A 17875-nucleotide genomic window follows, 5' to 3' on the forward strand; every position below is an offset into this window, starting at 1 on the left:
CTCCTTTAAATGCATTTTACTTCTAAATTAAAGAGGTAGTTTTCAGTCTCAGCAAAAACAGATGAAACACCTATATAGTTGCACCAATTATGCTTAATAATCGTTTCATCCACTATACTCTTTTCTTCAAATTAAAAACTTAAAATGCCCAGCTACCTTTACGGAAAATTGGCTCTACAGTTCCATCTGGTAGAATACCGTCGATGTCCATCTCACTACTGCCAATCATAAAGTCCTCATGTATTACTGAACTATTTGCACCTAACGTTTCAAGCTGATCGTTATCTAAATCCCTTCCACCCTCTAAGCAAGTTGGATAAGCTTTACCAATCGCTAAATGGTTCGAGGCATTTTCATCAAACAATGTATTAAAATATAAAATCCCCGATGCTGAAATTGGCGATAGATGTGGTACAAGTGCTACCTCACCTAAATAGCAGGCGCCTTCATCCACATTAATAAGCTCCTGTAATAAATCATGTCCTATCTGTGCTTCAGCTTTAATAATTTTTCCTTCTTCAAATGTCAGTTTAAAACCGTCGATAATATTCCCTTGATAAACTAATGGTTTTGTATTGCTTACATAGCCATTTACACCTTGTTTCATCGGTAACGTATAAACCTCTTCTGTCGGCATATTAGCCATAAAGATAGTATCATCTGGCGTTTTACCACCTCCAGTAATCCATTTATGCTGTGGCGCTAATGCAATTGTTAAATCAGTACCTGGCGCTGTATAGTGAAGCATCGCATATTTTTTATTGTTTAATAGGACCGCACGAGATTCTAAATTTGTTACATGTTCACACCATTTTTCAACCGCATTTCCTTCACCGATACGAACAGCTTTAAAAATAGCCTCCCATAATGCTGGTACTTGATCCTCAGCTGCTAAATTCGGGAACACCTTCGATGCCCACTTTGATGAAGGAACTGCTACCATCGACCAAGCTATTAAATCCTTCATTACGGCGTTGCGATTGTTTCCTAGAGCAGCTCCTGATACCTTTTGATAGGTAGCTAGACGATCAGCTGAAATATCTGTAAATCTATCGGGGTCTGTAGCATCTATTATTAATAGTGCGCCATTACGTTCAATCAGCTCATCATTCATTTTGACTATCCATTCTGGGAAACGATTAAATTCTTCATCTGAGGCATGATCAAAGTAAGCACGATCCATTTCCTCATCCGAAAAATTAACATGAACACGCCCAGCCCCAGCCTTATAAGCCTCTTTCACAACTATACGGACGAAATCCAATGCATCCACTGATGTATTGACTAATAAGTATTGCCCTGGTTGAATATTGACACCAATTTTCACCGTAAGTTCTGCATATTCTTGTAATTTTTCTTCAAAAGTCATATTATTTACCTCACTTTTGTCCAATTGTTTTTGAATTCACTTCACAAGCTTGCCTTCATACCATACTTTCTGAACAGGTTTTCCCAGGATTTTCTCTTGTCTATTTTTTACGTTTTTCATCAAGACATGATAACAACTTAGACAGAAATATATTTCAATGAGTTTCGATGTTTTTACCAAATAATCTAATACAAGGGTATCAAGCACTACATAAAGTTATAGCGTTCTTTATTGTGAAGGCTCACTCATTTCTTCCCAATCATTTCAATGCTGTTGCACCTAAATGCTTCCCATCAATGGGGCGTTTAACAATCTCAATCACACCTTTCTTTGTATAAAGTTATTTTTGATAGATAAATCTATCATTTAATACAAATATAAATCATTCGAAATGAATTTTCAAGCAATTAAATTTATTTTTTCAAATTTTTGGTAGCACCCTATGTAAAACTGGATTCTAACAAAGGCAGCGATAACGGTAAGATCTTTATGCATAAATGGATAAGAAATTACTGCTAAATATTAACGAGCCGATGTACTCTTAACTGGGTAAAAATCGGCTTTTTTATGTCAAAACTTTCTTAGCATATATTTTCGTTAAAATGTGGGCGGTACCCCAGGCCCATCAAGCTAACATTTTGAAGTGCCAAAAAAAAAATGAGGAAAGACATATGACATATGTCTTTCCTCTAAAATTGTAATACTCAATATACTCTTGGCTCTATTTGATTTTCTAATTAAATCCTTACATATCTTTCTTTATAATATCTCCTAACTCTGTCCAACTTGTAATACGCGGAATATTGAGATATTGATTGTAAGAAGTAGTTTTTGCATACACATTTATCGGTTTTCCTATTAACGTTTCTAAGACAGCCGGCTTATCATCAAAGAAATAGTTTAATTTTATTTCTTGTATGAAGTGTATTTTTTCTTCATCCTTCATTCCATAGAAAAAGCGATCTTCATGTACCGGAAATCCTTTTTCTATTAACCATTTTTTTGTTTGCTCTCCATGCTCTTTAGGTCGCGCCGTTATATAGTATATTTCATGTCCCTGTCTTTCTAATTCTTGCAAAGTCTCTACTGCATACGGAAACGGTGAACAAGAAGTATAATAAATCTCATCCAACAAACTATTCCACATATGACTGCCTTCCTCCGAAGTCATACCAAATGCTTCATGAATTTCAATTGTTTTCAAAGAATGAAATACATCCAATCCTACTTTTTTGTTTAATTTTTTATTATATAAATGAAAAGCATGCTGCCTTAAATCAATTAATGTATCATCGATATCAAATCCAAACTTCACTTTTCATCGCTCCTTTCTGCAATCCATTTATCGGAAAATATAAGTAGTTTTTATTTTCCTTATTTCTCATCTTTCCGATATTCTGGATAACCAATAAATCTATAATCTTTTCCAACCTGGGTAAATGATATATTCTTAAATTCAATTGCATCTTGCATTTTAGTAATACCAGTCCCCTCTACAAAGCTAGGCGCCAATCTGCCCCCAATAATTTTAGGTGCGAAATATAAAATAAGTTTATCCATCAATTCATTTTCAATAAACGAAGCATTTACCTCTCCACCACCTTCAATAAGCAGGGAGGAAACTCCTTTTCTCCCTAAAACATCAAGCATTTCATATAAGTTTATATGCTTTTCTCCGCTAGTAACAAGTACTTTAACTCCTGCATTTTCTAATGCCTTCCTTTTTTCCGCTGCATGATTACTTGTTGTAAATATCCAGGTAGGAGCTTCTCCATCTGTAACAACGTGAGCTTCCATTGGTATGCGTAATGTTGAGTCCAATATTACACGAATTGGATTTCTTCCATTTGGAATACGCGTTGTCAATGATGGATTATCCTTTTGTACAGTATTCGCTCCTACTAAAATGGCTGCATTTTCGTTTCGTATTTGGTGTACTTCCTGTCTTGCCTCTGTAGATGTGATCCACTTACTATCCGATAAGGAAGTAGCAATTTTCCCATCTAATGTAACTCCTGATTTAATCGTTACAAATGGGCGCTTTGTCATAATATATTTATTAAAGACTTCATTCATCTTTTTAGATTCTTCTTCACATACTCCTACAAGCACTTCAATACCAGCATCTTGCAGAATTTTAATTCCACGTCCAGAAACAAGTGGATTTGGATCAAGTGTAGCAATTACTACCTTCTTAATTCCTGCTTGTACAATTGCTTCTGCACAAGGCCCTGTTCTTCCATGATGAGAACAAGGTTCAAGAGTTACATAGATTGTACCACCACGGGCCTGTTCTCCCGCCATGCGTATCGCATGTATTTCGGCATGTGGTTCCCCAGCCTTCATATGTGCTCCGATCCCTACAATTCGATTATCATTTACAATTACAGATCCAACCAATGGATTTGGAGTCGTTTGTCCATTCATAGCCTTGGCATTTTCTAGTGCTAGCTTCATATATAATTCATGCTCAAGCATGTAAGTGTCCCCCTTCAAAATGTCCAGAACGTTGAATCTTCGTTTGTAAATATTTCTCATTAAACTCTGAGACATCACCCCATAACGGTTCACGACTCGTAACATTTAATCCAGCTTTTTGTAAAGCTTCTAATTTTTTCGGATTATTTGTAATAAGTTTTACAGGTTTTGAGCGTAGCGCTTTTAATACTTCAATTGTATCATCATAGTTTCGAACATCATCTTCAAAACCTAGGTTCAGATTCGCTTCTACTGTATCTAATCCATTTTCTTGCAAGAGGTACGTCATCGCTTTACTAAACAAGCCAATCCCTCTTCCTTCATGATTCGCTAAGTAAAATAAAGCACCTGAACCATGTTCTGTAATCATTTGTAAAGACTGCTTTAATTGGAATCCACAGTCACAACGTTTACTACCAAAGATATCACCGGTGTGACAAATACTATGCATACGAATTAGGGCATCTTCAGAATTCTCAAAATCACCATATACAAGCACACTAGATTGCTGCATATCAGCTAAATTAATAGATGAAAGTTTTTCAATAATTCCTTCTACACTATTTGTAACCTCACTACATTGTAACCAAGAATACCATTGGAAAACTTTAGTCTCCCCATATAAATTAATTGGCAATTTGATGGGACCTACTAAATAAATATCCTTTCCATCTTGATGTATAAATTGAATTTTATCTTCTAACATATGAATTGTATCTGTTGTAACCATTAGGTACCTCCTAGTATAGAGAATCTCTAAAAATTCCCTTCCATCATTATATTTTTTATTGTTTAACTTACACAACGTAAGTGTTTTTACAGATGCTATTCTTTTTTCTCTCAGCTTATATGCAATATGTATCATTACAACTTTGGCCATTTAAAGAAAAGAGTTTCAGTTACATAAAACAACTTAGTTACTTTATGTAAGTGAGTATACATTCGTAATTAATTTACGTCAAGTAATTAATTATAAAAACATTTGTTACTAATAGTAAGATGTTATATAATTTATTTTAGGAGGTGAAGGAAAATGAAGGATTCTACATTATGCCCTCGCTTTGAAAAAGGAATGAAATTTTTTAGTCAACGATGGACAGCACTAATTATTTACCAACTTTTTTCTGGATCTCAGCGCTTTTGTACACTTGAATCTTCTCTTCCTGTTAGCGGAAGATTACTTTCAGAAAGATTGAAAGAATTAGAACTAGAAGGAATTGTCGAACGTAAAGTCTTTCCTGAGACACCAGTTCGTATAGAATATTCTTTAACTCAAAAAGGATTTGCTTTAGAAGCTATTATTCGCGGAATAGAAGAATGGTCACAGGAATGGATAGAACTTGAGGAATAGCATAAAAGCTTTTTCGTATATAGTTTTAAATAATCAAATTACAGATACCTATAATTAAAACGCTAGTTTTTCAAACATTTATGAAAACCTAGCGTTTTTTAATAAATAAAATGTAAGAAATAAAGCAAGGTGATCAAAATGATCACCTTGTTCCCTTAAAGATTAAAATAGTGTTTTAAAACCTTTTTTCATACATACTCATGTATAGTGATAATAAAATTATCGAATTTTGATTAAAAAAGATAAGAGCCATACTACATTCTATATGCAGCAAGGCTCTTTAAAGTTGTTTCAAATTATATCCATCTGCTTATGTAATGCTTAAAAAATGAATAATAAAGTTGTTTACTTCTTATTAAACTAACGCCCCCGTTAGTTTAAGTGTAACTCTTCACAATTATTTGATATTATATAGATAAATCAGAATTTAGTTTATAATTATAAAAATAAGTTATTTATACCCTTATAATTCTTCAGAAAGGAGAGTGTATGAAAAAGACTATTGTTTTTGTATTAACGATATTTATATTATTCTCAGGATTCGCAACACAAAGTTATGCGTTGTCAGATTCGAAATCTGTGGCAATACAAGCATTGCTAGATGATGCCTGTCGTACGTCAGGTGTGCCTGGAATGTCACTCTCAATACTTGCTGATGGTGAAGTGTTCTACTTTTCTTCTGGGTATGCAGATCTTGAAAAGGGACTGTCTGCAAGTGAAAATACACTCTATGAGTTGGCCTCGGTGAGTAAAGCTTTTACTGGTATGGGGATTTTGCTATTGGAAGAGCAAGGGCTGCTATCAATGACTGACCCTATCCAAAAATATTTACCTTGGTTTACGTTAAAGTATCAAGGTAAACCTGTTGATATGCAAAACCTTACACTAAATAACTTTCTTCACCATACCAGCGGCCTAACAAATATTAGACATCTTCAAAATATTCCACAAGGTAATACGCCTGATATGTTGCAAAAAACTGTGGAAACGCTGGTAGATGCAGAATTGGCGTTCTCTCCCGGTGAACAATATAACTATGGAACCGTTAATTATGACGTATTGGGTTTGGTTATTGAGATTGTATCACGACAAAGCTATGAAGACTTTATGAAGGAACAGGTATTTCTACCCTTAGGTCTTCACCAGACGTATGTTTATAAAGAAGATACTCAAGCCACTGGACAGTTAGCACAGGGCTACCGTTCTTCCTTTTTTATAACAACTCCATTTAACGCTCCGGATTATGCTGGGAATAAACCTGCCGGCTATATCATTTCTAATACAAAAGATACGGCGCGTTGGATGGGCATACAGATGGGTATCGTGCAGGACATACCCGAAATATTTCACAGGGCCATCGAAAAATCACATAGAGGTGATATGTCTGTTTCGGCTGTCAATGATATGTATTATGCGGCAGGTTGGTCGGTAAACGCCGAACAAACGTTTATAGAACACACTGGGCGTAATCCAAATTTTAGTACCAAAGTAGCCATACTGCCAAATGAAAGAACAGCCATCTGCTTACTGAGCAACGGCGCAAATACCAATATAAACCTGGTACTACAAGTTAAAAATATATTAAACGGCAATCTAACTCAGTCATATGAGATAAGTGGCACACAGCTTTTGGACATCATTTTGTCGTCTACCACAATTATTCTTTGCCTATTAGCCGTTCTGTTATTTTTCTTAGGATTAAGAAAAAGGAAAACGAATGAGCAGCAGCCAATGACAAAAAAGAGAACAATCGTAACAATTATTTTCCTAATCGCTACGATTGCCCAGTGTATAATGTTTTTTGCCTTCGATTGGTCAACGATACTTATTTGGCAAACATATAGTGTTCTTACAGCTTTAATTTCGTCAACATTATTAACAGCAAGCATTACTTGGTTTGTATATACTCACCGATTAGATGCCTCGGTCCGAAAATAAGTATAATGTTAAGTAAATAAATCTTAATTTATCGATATCCTTAATTTAAAAAACAGAAGACACCTTGGTGTCTTCTTTAATGTCATCGACACTTCTCCTAGTTAAACCCACTTGCTATTTCTTCCACTAACCTGCCTCGTTAGTAGAAGAAGGATTTTTAAACAACTATATTATTTTTTAAATGACTTTATTGTAAATTAAACAACTTTATTATCTCTGTACAACTCAATTAATAAAAAGAACGAATAAGCTTTTTTATAACTATACAGTTTTATTTTCACAATACAGTTAGCTTCCCCTGCTATTTGCGTACAGTAAGACCGCTACTAATTAAAGTTTCACTTTATTACACTATAATGTTACTTATGAAATTTCACACGCTCTTCAAGTGGTTGGAATTCTTTTTCACCTGGTGCAGCCGTTGGATTACCAAATGGCATTTGTGCAATGAGTTTCCAATTAGCAGGAACATTCCATTCTTGTTTTACCTCATCGTCGATTAATGGATTATAATGTTGTAAAGATGCCCCTAATCCCTCTGCTTCTAAACCTGTCCACACAACTAATTGGTGCATACCTGATGCTTGGTGTGACCAAATTGGGAAGTTTTCAGCATATGCAGCAAATTTTTCTTGAAGCGATTTCACTATTGCCTCATCTTCAAAGAATAGTACTGTTCCATAACCAGCTTTAAAGGAATCCATTTTTTGCTGCGTTCCTGAAAAATCTCCATCTCCAACTACTTTTCTTAATGTTTCAGTCGTAATATCCCATAATTTATTATGAGCTTCACCAAGTAATACAACTAATCGCGCAGTTTGCGAATTGAAAGCTGATGGAGTGTATTTCACAGCAAATTCTACGATTTCTTTAATTTTTTCATCTGATACTTGTACCTCTTTATTAATCCCATAGTAAGTACGTCTTTCTTTCAGTGCAGTATAAAAATCTTTTGTCATAACTTCATCTCCTCCTGAGTTCTAATATCCTTCAAAAAATACATCTCGAAGATAATATGCGTTTAAATGAGTTCATTTTTGAATCATTGAACTCCATAACACCAATTGTCAGTAATCCTGAATCTAACTAAACTGCTCCATTTAAACCACTTCAGTTTACTTAAAAAAACATCTTATAACATCATTAATAAAATCTAGTCATCATTCGGTATTATTTTACCCATTCTCTATTAATGTATCCTGTGTGTTTCATATTTACACAAATATGTGAACTATAGCTACTTTAACCTTCAAAAAAGCCAAGAAGCGTTTATAACGCATTACCTGGCTTAATACATTTTAAATTCAACTAAACATTCTTAATGAATAGTAGTAAAAACTATTCCCACTACTTATTTAATAATTAACATCTCATAAGGATGTTGTTCCATAAATCTGTTCTCCCAAGGAATCTCTAATGACGTCCAATTTGAACCGCCATCTACCGACTGATAAACACCTTTATTACTAAATAAATAGAACGTTCCATCACTTGTTGCCTTTAATACTGGTATGATTGTTCCTTTAGGAGTTGGTAAACCTGCATTCATTTCTGCCCAAGGCTGATCTTTTTCTTTCTTATAAATATATGATTCACAATTTCCATTATTGTAATCATGTGCTACGTGTGGATTTGACGATGTCGCGATAATAATATTTTCTGGATTATTTGGGTTAACTGCCATTTGATATGCGTAATGATGCTTTAGCCCACTACACATATAGTTCCAAGTCTTACCTCCATCATTACTCTCCGCATACTCTTGACCTGGTTCTTTCAAGAATGAATCACCTAACACCCCGTATAAACGATTTGGAGCATTGCGATGTGATTTAAGAATGTGAATATCTTGAGGATAGTTCCCCTCTTTTTCCTCAGTCCATGTCTTACCTCCATCTACACTTTTAATTAATCCCCCAACCTCAATAGTCGTATAAATAGTTTCTGGATTATTAGCATCAATTTCAATATGTTTTACATGGTGTGTATATGTTCGTTGAGGAAAGAACCATGATGAATACGATGGCATTTGTCGATAATCCGTTAGCAATTCAAAACTGTCTCCTCCATTTTTGGATACGAACATTGCGCTCGGTTCAGTTCCTACATATATAATCCCGTTACCGTCATCCCCCTTCGCTGGAGATACAGAAACTGCTGTAATAGCTCTCATATGAATAGCATTGGCCGGGAACACTTCACCAAAGGAAGGTAACGTACCAATCGCTTCCCAAGAACTTCCTCCATCTTTACTTCTCCATAATCCCCTATCAAAAGTACCACAATACATTCTTTCTGGATCGTATGGATCAGAAGCTAAAGCAACTGGATTAGCACCTACAAAGTGCGACTGGACACTCCATGTTGAATCTTTTTTTTCTGCAATTACAAGTTCTCTATCAAACGCTAATATGAATTTTTCCATAATTAAAGTCTCCTCGTTTCATGAATTTCCTACTATATTATTTAAATTTTAAGCATTACAAGTTAAGAGGTGTCATTTATATGCTATAGCATATAAATGACACATTTTATAAGCAATATGTGATTCAAAACTTACATTATATCATTTGTTAACTTCACATCAGTACGATGAACAAGATGTCCTGTTAAATCATATAAGTCTATATGCCACCTCCAAATAAATTACAATATACATGCTATAGCATACATAATATAGAATGCATTATTTTATGTCAAACTTTAATACTGTTAATCAGTTCTTTAGATCGCCTAAAGTAATTTAAGAGTCATAATATAAACAGAAACATTTTATTGAATAGAAAATAAAAAAAGAGTGCAACTTTGCACTCTTTTTACTCATTTTTCTTAGAAATCAAAGTTATCAGGATCTGGACCAACGCGGTGATCTTGATTTAACGCATCGATTTTCTCCATATCTTCTTTCGTTAATTCAAAGTTAAACACATCGGCATTTGCAATGATACGGTGTTCTTTCGTTGATTTTGGAATTGTAATAACTCCATTTTGTAAATCCCAACGTAAAATAACTTGTGCTGTTGTTTTACCATGTTTTTCAGCAATTTCTTGTAATGTTTCGTTATCTAATAATTGTCCTTGCATTAATGGTGACCATGCTTCCATTTGAATACCTTGTTCTTTACAGAAAGCTTGTAATTCTTTTTGTGTCAAACGAGGGTGGTATTCTACTTGGTTAATCATTGGCTTAATTTCTGCATCTTTTATTACATCTTGCAGATGATGGATTTGGAAATTACTTACGCCAATTGCACGTACACGCTTTTCTTTATAAAGTGTTTCTAACGCTCTCCACGTATCTTTATATTTCCCTTCTACAGGCCAATGGACAAGATATAAATCTAAATAATCTAGTTTTAATTTTTTTAAGCTCTCTTCATATGCCGCAATTGTTTCTTCATATCCTTGATCTGCATTCCATACTTTTGAAGTGATAAACAATTCTTCTCTTGAAATTCCAGTTGCTTCAATACCTGCACGAATCCCTTCACCAACAGCTGCTTCATTTCCATAAATCGCTGCTGTATCGATGCTACGGTATCCTGCTTTAATTGCTGATTTAATTGCTTCTACAAGTTCTGGTCCTTCTTCTACTTTAAATACACCTAAACCGAACCAAGGCATTTCTACACCGTTATGCAATTTTGTTGTACTTTGTAAGTTTTTCATTTTATTTTCTCTCCTTTTATTTTACTTGATCTCGTTTTTCTAATGTCATACTCCACGCTGTTAAAATAACAGCACCTACTACCATAATGCCGCCTACCCAAGCTGTATGAATTAACCCGAATGAGTTCGTTACAATACCGCCTAAATAAGCACCAAGAGCAATCCCAGCATTAAACGCCGCAATATTAATTGCCGATGCAACATCGACAGCACTCGGTACAAATCGTTCAGCTAACATTACGACATATACTTGTAACCCTGGAACATTCATAAATGCGAATAGTCCCATTAAAATAATTGTGATTAGCCCAGCTACCTTAAATGGCGCTGTAAATGTTAAAACAAATAATATAATCGCTTGAATAAAGAACATGTAAAATAGCGCTCGAATTGGATTATGATTCGATAATTTCCCGCCAATCACATTCCCTATCGCAATGGCGATTCCATACACTAATAAAATGATAGTAACCGTATTTGTTTTAAATCCTGTTACTTCTTGTAATAACGGAGATAAATACGTAAATGTTACGAATGTACCGCCGTATCCAAGTGCAGTAATGATGAAAACAAGTAACAATCTTCCGTTCGTAATCAGTTTAAATTGATCGCGGAATGATACAGACGAACCTTTTTTCATATTAGACGGAATGAGAATACTATTTGCGATTAAAGCAATAACTCCAATTACCACAATTGCTAAAAATGATGTTCTCCAGCCAAATTGTTGACCAATAAACGTTCCAATTGGTGCACCTGTAATAGTTGCAACTGTTACGCCAGTAAACATAATCGCAATCGCGCTAGCACGTTTATTTTCTGGTACAAGTGCCGCAGCAATCGTTGAACCAATTGACATAAACACACCATGCGAAAGCGCAGACACAATTCTCGCAATAAGTAATACAGTGAAGCTTGTTGCGACAGCTGCAATTCCGTTACCAATAATGAAAATAATCATAATCCACATTAATAACGTTTTTCGTGACATATTAGCTGTTAATGACGTTAATACTGGAGCACCAAATGCTACGCCTAACGCATATAAAGAAACTGTTAAACCAGCTGTTGTCACCGATACATGTAAATCTTCCGAAATCGATGGTAATAAACCGACACTAACAAATTCAGTTGTCCCAATGCCAAACGCACTAATTGCTAGCGCTAATAACGCAAATATACTTCTTCGATTCGTCTGAACTTCTGAAGATGATACTGTATATGAATTCAATGAAGTTTCCCCTATTCCCTATAATTCCTATCATAATAGTGCGATAAAAAGGCCCTTTTATCTTTTAAAAAATATATTTAATCTCTACAAATACTATTATGAAGGGTTTCATTCTCTTTTTATAGAACGCACTTTAAAGTACTGTAGGCACTTTTTAGTACCGTACTTCTCGCTCTTCTCTCACATGTACTATTATGAAATACAATTAGCATAATGAATAGTACGTACTTTAAAGTGCTGTAGGTACTAAAAAGTAACATAGTTAATTACTAGTACCGTAAAGCTTGTTTCTCTCTTACATGTGCTATTATGAATGATAATCACCCTAATAAAAAGTACGTACTTTAAAGTACTATAGGTACTAAAAAGTAACATTTACATAACCTAGCTTATTTTGCTCAAAAATTGACATCTACATTCAACGAAGAAAGATAGCATATGAAGAAACACACTCTTCCTAGAGAGGCGACTTTAGAGGATATTACTTGAAAAGTAAAGAATCATATTCATTACCGCAGACAAATAATAAAAAAGGCAAAAACGAACAGGAATATGTTCATTTTTGCCTTTTTTATTTAATCATTAAAATGTACGACTTTTGGAAAGAAAGTCTTTATCGGCTCCTGTTACACCACTTTGTCCCCAGTTTCCTGGAATCATTTCACGAATAAGAATTAGCACTTTATCCAAAGGTGCATGTGTATATTTAGAGGTTAATTGTGTAAGTTCATTTATCCACTTATCCTTTGTCTCTTGATCAAATGTATTCCATATATCGATCTTAATGATAGCCATTCCATCAACGTTACGATCCGGTGTATCGTAAGACTCTTTTGTTTCCCAATTGGAAACCCTACTTTTCTCAGCAAAGGTAGCATCACTTGCTACAGCTCCAGCTTTCCCCCAATTTTCTTTCTCAAGTTCCGTGATCAACACTTGAATTTTGTCAGGGACAATTTTTAATCGTTTTATTGTAAGTTCAGTTACTTCATAAATAAATTCCTTTTTTTCTTCTTTTGACATCGTTGGCCAAGTATTTAGCTCAATTAATGGCATAGTATTGCCCCCTAAAATTAATTATCTATTCACTAGCTACAGCTATTGATTCAAATGATTTTTAACTGCTCTTATTACCAATTCGTGATCTTCTTCTGGCGGCAATCCTGAAACTGTTATCATTCCAATAACCCCTACGTTTTTTATCCTGATAGGAAAGCATCCACCAAACGCAGCATATTCCGAAGTATCTAAAAGATATTTTTCATTATATGAAATTCCAGTTATTTCACTTTTTATCTGCATATAATACGAGCTACGATCATGCAGGGAAACGACTCGTTTTTTACGCTCAATCCATTTCGTATTTTCCGCATTTGTCCCTGTCATCTTGAAATGAAATAATTGCACACCATTTTTCGTTATATCAACAGCAATCAATTTTCCCTCTCGCTTTGCTGTTTCAACGATAAATAAACCTAGTTGCAAGGCATCTTCATTTGTAAAAGAGGAAAATTGAAGCGTTTCCTCCTCTTTTAAAATTTGTTTACTTATTTCATTCAAATTTGAAGTACTCATATCTTTAACCTCCATAATTGTTTTATGCCACACCGACATTTTTTCGAAATTATTAGGCCATATAGTACAACCTTTCAATCAATCTGATTCCAAATAAACTGCTGTAACATCGTTGGTAACTAGTAGTACCGTAAAGCTTGTTTTTTTCTTACTGGTGCTATTATGAATGATATTCAAAGTTATAAAAAGTACGCACTTTAAAGTGCTATAGGTACTTTAAAGTACTATTCTACTTATCCCTATCTTACAGAGACTATTATGAAATATATTTAACATCTTAAAAATGTATGTACTAAAGAATAATATTTTTAATCACTAACTTTTTTGATCAATCGTTATAATCCAATTTCATCAAAATTTTTATCAATTATTACACTATCCAACAATAGGAGGAAACAAAGATGGATGAAAATATATCCAAAAGCTGAAAAGCAGTTGAGTCCCTTGAGGGAATAGTTATAATTCACTACTTATAGAAATAGACATACAAAAACGCCATCCTTTCCTATAATTTTAAAGAAAGAATAGCGTATTCTTTTCAAAAATGAATTCTTTTATTGAGAAACTTTGATTCTATATCATACATAAAAGGGCAACCAGTGCTAAAACAGCTGGAAGTCCTTGTTTCACAATAATTGATTTATTAGATGTGAAACCTCCGAAAATAGCTGCTACCACCACACAAATCACGAAAAATAATTGGACCATATAACCAATTGGATTGAGTCCAAGTACAAGTCCCCAAATGAGACCAGCCGCTAAAAATCCATTATATAAACCTTGGTTTGCAAACATAATGGCTACGTTTCGATCTCCTTCTAAATGCTTCGGTAATTTGAAAGCACGTTTCGCTACTTTTGAATCAATAAAAAACATTTCAAGGATCATGATAAACAAATGTTCTAATGCTACGATCCCGACTAAAATAGCTGCGATTATTTCCACACTATTCTGCCCCCTACACTCTCTATTCTTTAATATTCTCTACATTTTTTTGCATCTGTAATAGAACATGAATAAGTATTTTGCGTTCTTCTCCACTGATATTTACGAACATTTCCTTCATAAAATGTTCCTTTTCTTTCTTGTCAAAATATTAATTGATATATCAATTATTGATACATCAATTAATATACATCTCTCTTTTTATTTTTGCAAGTTTTTTTGCTCAATTGGTTTTATTTTGTTCTAGCAACTTTAAACCAATTCAAAACATCAGTTCGTATTTCTAGAAATCATAATTACTTTAAGTTCATTCTGACAATCATATTTAACTAAATATATAAAAGTATTGAGTTATATCTCCATCAATTTATAAAAATTAATTTTTTCTAAAAACAGATACTTTACGTTTTTTATAGTAATAAAAATCATTTTTTTGTTTCAGAGGCAATCCATTTTGTTAGCCTGATGGGCATAAGATAGCACCCATATGGAGAACCAATTATCTTTCAGGAAGACGGCTTGAAATCTGGATTTGGTACAGGCGTTGCCTACTTCCGTGATCCAGATGGTACTAATTTAGAGCTTATTGCTCCAAAAGGTCCATTTAGACGTGATTAATTTAAATATATTAATACCGAAAAAACCACCTCTTATAAAGGTGGCTTTTTGTTGCTAATGGTGAAGATTAATATTGAGGTCTGACTGACACCTATTCCTATTCCTTTTCCATATCTTTCATCATAGCATCGAAAGAATAGTCTTATAGCCATTTCAAATATTTCGGCAGCACTATATCGCTAGCAAGCTAAACTTTCATGGTACTCCCACAAAAAAATCTGCTGAATCATAACCAAAAAGTTCATTTTATCATTTTGAGGTAATTCGAAATTCTTAAGTTGTTGGGCACGGGGTACAGCTGAAAAACAGTGTATATTCATTAACTTCAAACTAATTTTGATGTAACAAAATTGTATTTATACCTTTTTAACAAATTCAGATTTTAATTTCATAGCTCCAAAACCATCAATTTTACAATCAATATCATGATCTCCATCAACTAATCGGATACTCTTTACTTTTGTACCAATTTTTACAACTGATGAAGTTCCTTTTACTTTAAGATCTTTAATTACCGTTACAGAATCACCATCGTTTAAAATATTTCCATTTGCATCTTTAATTACCTTTGTATCTTCACTATTTTCAGCTTCTAATTCTAAAGTCCACTCATGAGCACATTCTGGACAAACAAAAAGATTCCCATCTTCGTAAGTGTATTCTGAATTACATTTTGGACAATTTGGTAAACTAGACATATTTTTATTTCCTCCACTCGTTTTCGTGTATTCTATTAAATAAATATTATTTTTAATTTCCGTTTTTCGTTTAAATGTACGGAAGATATTCTCTTCTTGCTGTTTGATACTTATTTGTTGAATGTATAAAAAAACTACTTGTTCACACCTTGTAAAAAATCTTCTCCACATTCTCCAAAGTAAACTTTTTAATATTCTAATGCATTTTCTTTATTCTTTCTTGTATTCATTTCCTGAGAAAGCCCGGTACATTCATGAAAAGCGAAATGCTTACACCCTATACATTTTTTTACATTCAAATGTCTTAAAGCACAATCAATGGCTTCTCCTGTATGATCAAAGAAGTTTTCTTCCCCAATCTCAGCATACAATCCGTTCTTATCTAGAGCTACTTTTAGCTCTGATTGAATTCCTGAAATAAGAAGTACGCCACCTTGTTTTTGGAAATGCTGAACAATATTCCTAAAGTACGATTCTCCTGTCGTATCAATAAAAGGAACTTTTCCCATACGTAAAATTAAAACTTTAGGTTTATAATGAATAGTTGCTAAAATATTTTGTTCAAATGTTTGAGCAGCCCCAAAGAATAATGGCCCTTCTATTGTATAAATACTAATTTGTGGGCAGTCATGAGATTTATTTACCACATGCGGTAACAATTTTTCATTCTTTTTTGTATGATCAGGAAGCACTTTAGATATAACAAGCATATTACTCATACGTTTTGTAAACAAAATAACAGCTAAAATAAGACCGATCTCCACGGCTGTTGTTAAACTAGTAAATACAGTAAGTAAAAATGTTACTAGTAATACAAGGGAATCTCCTGTCTTCATTTTGAGTATGTGATAAAAATGTTTTTGTTCGCTCATATTCCAAGCTACCACCATTAAAATGGGAGCCATACTAGCAAGAGGAATATGTGAAGCAAATGGAGCTAACAGTAAAAGTGTAAATAACACAAATCCCCCATGAATAATACCCGACATCGGAGATACAGCCCCACTCTTAATATTAGTCGCTGTACGGGCAATTGCTCCAGTCGCTGGAATCCCGCCAAATAACGGGGTAACAATATTGGCAATCCCCTGACCGACAAGCTCTTTGTTACTGTTGTGTTTACTATTTGTCATACCATCTGCTACAACAGCGGATAAAAGAGATTCGATCCCGCCAAGCATCGCAATAACAAATGCAGGACCAATTAACTGTTCTATACGTTCTAGTGTGATTTCTGGTATATTAAACTGCGGAAGTGTATTTGGAATCGTACCGTATGCTGTACCGATAGTAGGTACATGACCTGAGAAAAATACAGTTGCAATTACAGTTGAAATAACAACACCTACTAATGAACCAGGCACTTTTGGTAAAAACTTTGGTGTTATGAGTATAACAAAAAAGCAAATCAAAGCAGTTATAACACTGTAAAAATTGGTAGTACTGATATGAGTGAAGAGTTCCTTCAAATTCGCTAAAAATTCCTCATGCTTTTTTATACCTGTTAAACCTAAAAAACTAGCAATTTGTCCCGTAAAGATAATAACAGCAATACCTGACGTAAAACCAATTGTTACAGGACGTGGAATAAACTTAATTAAAGAGCCTAGCTTGAAGATTCCCATAAGACATAAAATAATTCCAGCTAACAAACCCGCGAGTAGTAAATTTTCGTATCCATAGGTAATTACAATTCCTAAAAGAATTGGAACAAAAGCACCTGTAGGTCCTCCAATTTGATACTTCGAACCACCAAACAGTGAAATGAGTATCCCGGCAATACAAGTTGTATAAATCCCATACTCCGGCTTAACGCCAGAAGCTATAGCAAAAGACATAGCAAGTGGAATCGCAACAACTCCAACAATCATTCCTGAAAGAAGATCCTTTTGAAAATGCCCTAATGAATATCCTTCAAACCTTCCCGTAAATAAACCTCTCATTACAAACCCTTCTTTTCTATTTTTAATCAATCTGGATTACAAATGCATTTCTCGTTCCTT

Annotated in this window: 15 protein-coding genes and 1 pseudogene; 3 read left to right on the forward strand and 13 right to left on the reverse strand. The window is 34.1% G+C overall.

All coding sequences use genetic code 11. The annotated features are described in order from the left end of the window. Positions 1 to 139: 139 nt before the first annotated feature. The 4 genes from J0835_RS16250 to J0835_RS16265 form a co-directional block, all read right to left on the reverse strand. Positions 140 to 1369, reverse strand: coding sequence for an aminopeptidase (locus tag J0835_RS16250; RefSeq protein ID WP_087981306.1), 1230 nt, complete (start codon positions 1367 to 1369; stop codon positions 140 to 142). Between the two features lie 745 nt (positions 1370 to 2114). Next, the gene (locus J0835_RS16255) at positions 2115 to 2684 is read right to left on the reverse strand and encodes a 5' nucleotidase, NT5C type (RefSeq protein WP_087981307.1); all 570 of its coding nucleotides are present in this window, start codon (positions 2682 to 2684) and stop codon (positions 2115 to 2117) included. Between the two features lie 59 nt (positions 2685 to 2743). Next, entirely contained in the window at positions 2744 to 3847 is a 1104-nt protein-coding gene (ribD, locus tag J0835_RS16260; protein ID WP_140386839.1) for a bifunctional diaminohydroxyphosphoribosylaminopyrimidine deaminase/5-amino-6-(5-phosphoribosylamino)uracil reductase RibD, read from the reverse strand. Continuing rightward, a complete protein-coding gene (locus tag J0835_RS16265) occupies positions 3840 to 4577 on the reverse strand; it encodes a GTP cyclohydrolase II (RefSeq protein ID WP_000258865.1) in 738 nt (245 codons plus the stop codon). Before J0835_RS16265 ends, ribD begins: the two co-directional genes overlap by 8 nt. A gap of 303 nt (positions 4578 to 4880) precedes the next feature. On the opposite strand from J0835_RS16265, the gene J0835_RS16270 reads away from it, so the two are divergent. Together J0835_RS16270 and J0835_RS16275 are read left to right on the forward strand one after the other, a co-directional pair. Then, complete coding sequence (locus tag J0835_RS16270) at positions 4881 to 5198, forward strand: winged helix-turn-helix transcriptional regulator (protein ID WP_087981308.1); 318 nt, start codon at positions 4881 to 4883, stop codon at positions 5196 to 5198. 489 nt (positions 5199 to 5687) lie between these two features. Continuing rightward, complete coding sequence (locus tag J0835_RS16275) at positions 5688 to 7136, forward strand: serine hydrolase domain-containing protein (protein ID WP_087981309.1); 1449 nt, start codon at positions 5688 to 5690, stop codon at positions 7134 to 7136. Positions 7137 to 7495: 359 nt separating this feature from the next. On the opposite strand, the gene J0835_RS16280 is transcribed toward J0835_RS16275, so the two are convergent. From J0835_RS16280 to J0835_RS16310, 7 genes are all read right to left on the reverse strand, one after another. Next, positions 7496 to 8095 carry a nitroreductase family protein gene (locus tag J0835_RS16280; protein WP_087981310.1) on the reverse strand — a complete coding sequence of 200 codons (600 nt, stop codon included), beginning with the start codon at positions 8093 to 8095 and terminating at the stop codon, positions 7496 to 7498. Between the two features lie 392 nt (positions 8096 to 8487). Next, entirely contained in the window at positions 8488 to 9561 is a 1074-nt protein-coding gene (locus J0835_RS16285; RefSeq protein WP_087981311.1) for a WD40/YVTN/BNR-like repeat-containing protein, read from the reverse strand. Positions 9562 to 9965: 404 nt separating this feature from the next. Beyond that, positions 9966 to 10805 (reverse strand): aldo/keto reductase, encoded by an 840-nt coding sequence (locus tag J0835_RS16290; protein WP_087981312.1) that lies wholly within the window; start codon positions 10803 to 10805, stop codon positions 9966 to 9968. A gap of 16 nt (positions 10806 to 10821) precedes the next feature. Then, the gene (locus J0835_RS16295; protein WP_087981313.1) at positions 10822 to 12036 is read right to left on the reverse strand and encodes an MFS transporter; all 1215 of its coding nucleotides are present in this window, start codon (positions 12034 to 12036) and stop codon (positions 10822 to 10824) included. Positions 12037 to 12618: 582 nt separating this feature from the next. Then, the gene (locus J0835_RS16300; protein ID WP_087981314.1) at positions 12619 to 13092 is read right to left on the reverse strand and encodes a tautomerase family protein; all 474 of its coding nucleotides are present in this window, start codon (positions 13090 to 13092) and stop codon (positions 12619 to 12621) included. A gap of 42 nt (positions 13093 to 13134) precedes the next feature. Further along, complete coding sequence (locus J0835_RS16305; RefSeq protein WP_140386867.1) at positions 13135 to 13650, reverse strand: heme-degrading domain-containing protein; 516 nt, start codon at positions 13648 to 13650, stop codon at positions 13135 to 13137. A 534-nt stretch (positions 13651 to 14184) separates the two neighbouring features. Beyond that, positions 14185 to 14556: a DUF1304 domain-containing protein gene (locus tag J0835_RS16310; RefSeq protein ID WP_000402473.1), complete on the reverse strand. Its 372-nt coding sequence runs from the start codon at positions 14554 to 14556 to the stop codon at positions 14185 to 14187. 483 nt (positions 14557 to 15039) lie between these two features. Here J0835_RS16310 and J0835_RS16315 point away from each other — a divergent pair. Next, positions 15040 to 15174: pseudogene (locus J0835_RS16315) on the forward strand (VOC family protein); the annotation flags it as partial. Between the two features lie 356 nt (positions 15175 to 15530). On the opposite strand, the gene J0835_RS16320 reads toward J0835_RS16315, so the two are convergent. Further along, the gene (locus J0835_RS16320) at positions 15531 to 15872 is read right to left on the reverse strand and encodes a zinc ribbon domain-containing protein YjdM (RefSeq protein WP_016123063.1); all 342 of its coding nucleotides are present in this window, start codon (positions 15870 to 15872) and stop codon (positions 15531 to 15533) included. Positions 15873 to 16060: 188 nt separating this feature from the next. Beyond that, positions 16061 to 17815 carry a SulP family inorganic anion transporter gene (locus J0835_RS16325; protein WP_087981316.1) on the reverse strand — a complete coding sequence of 585 codons (1755 nt, stop codon included), beginning with the start codon at positions 17813 to 17815 and terminating at the stop codon, positions 16061 to 16063. Positions 17816 to 17875: the final 60 nt, after the last annotated feature.

This window comes from Bacillus cereus group sp. Sample62, from assembly GCF_036851315.1.
Classification (GTDB): Bacteria; Bacillota; Bacilli; order Bacillales; family Bacillaceae_G; genus Bacillus_A; species Bacillus_A wiedmannii.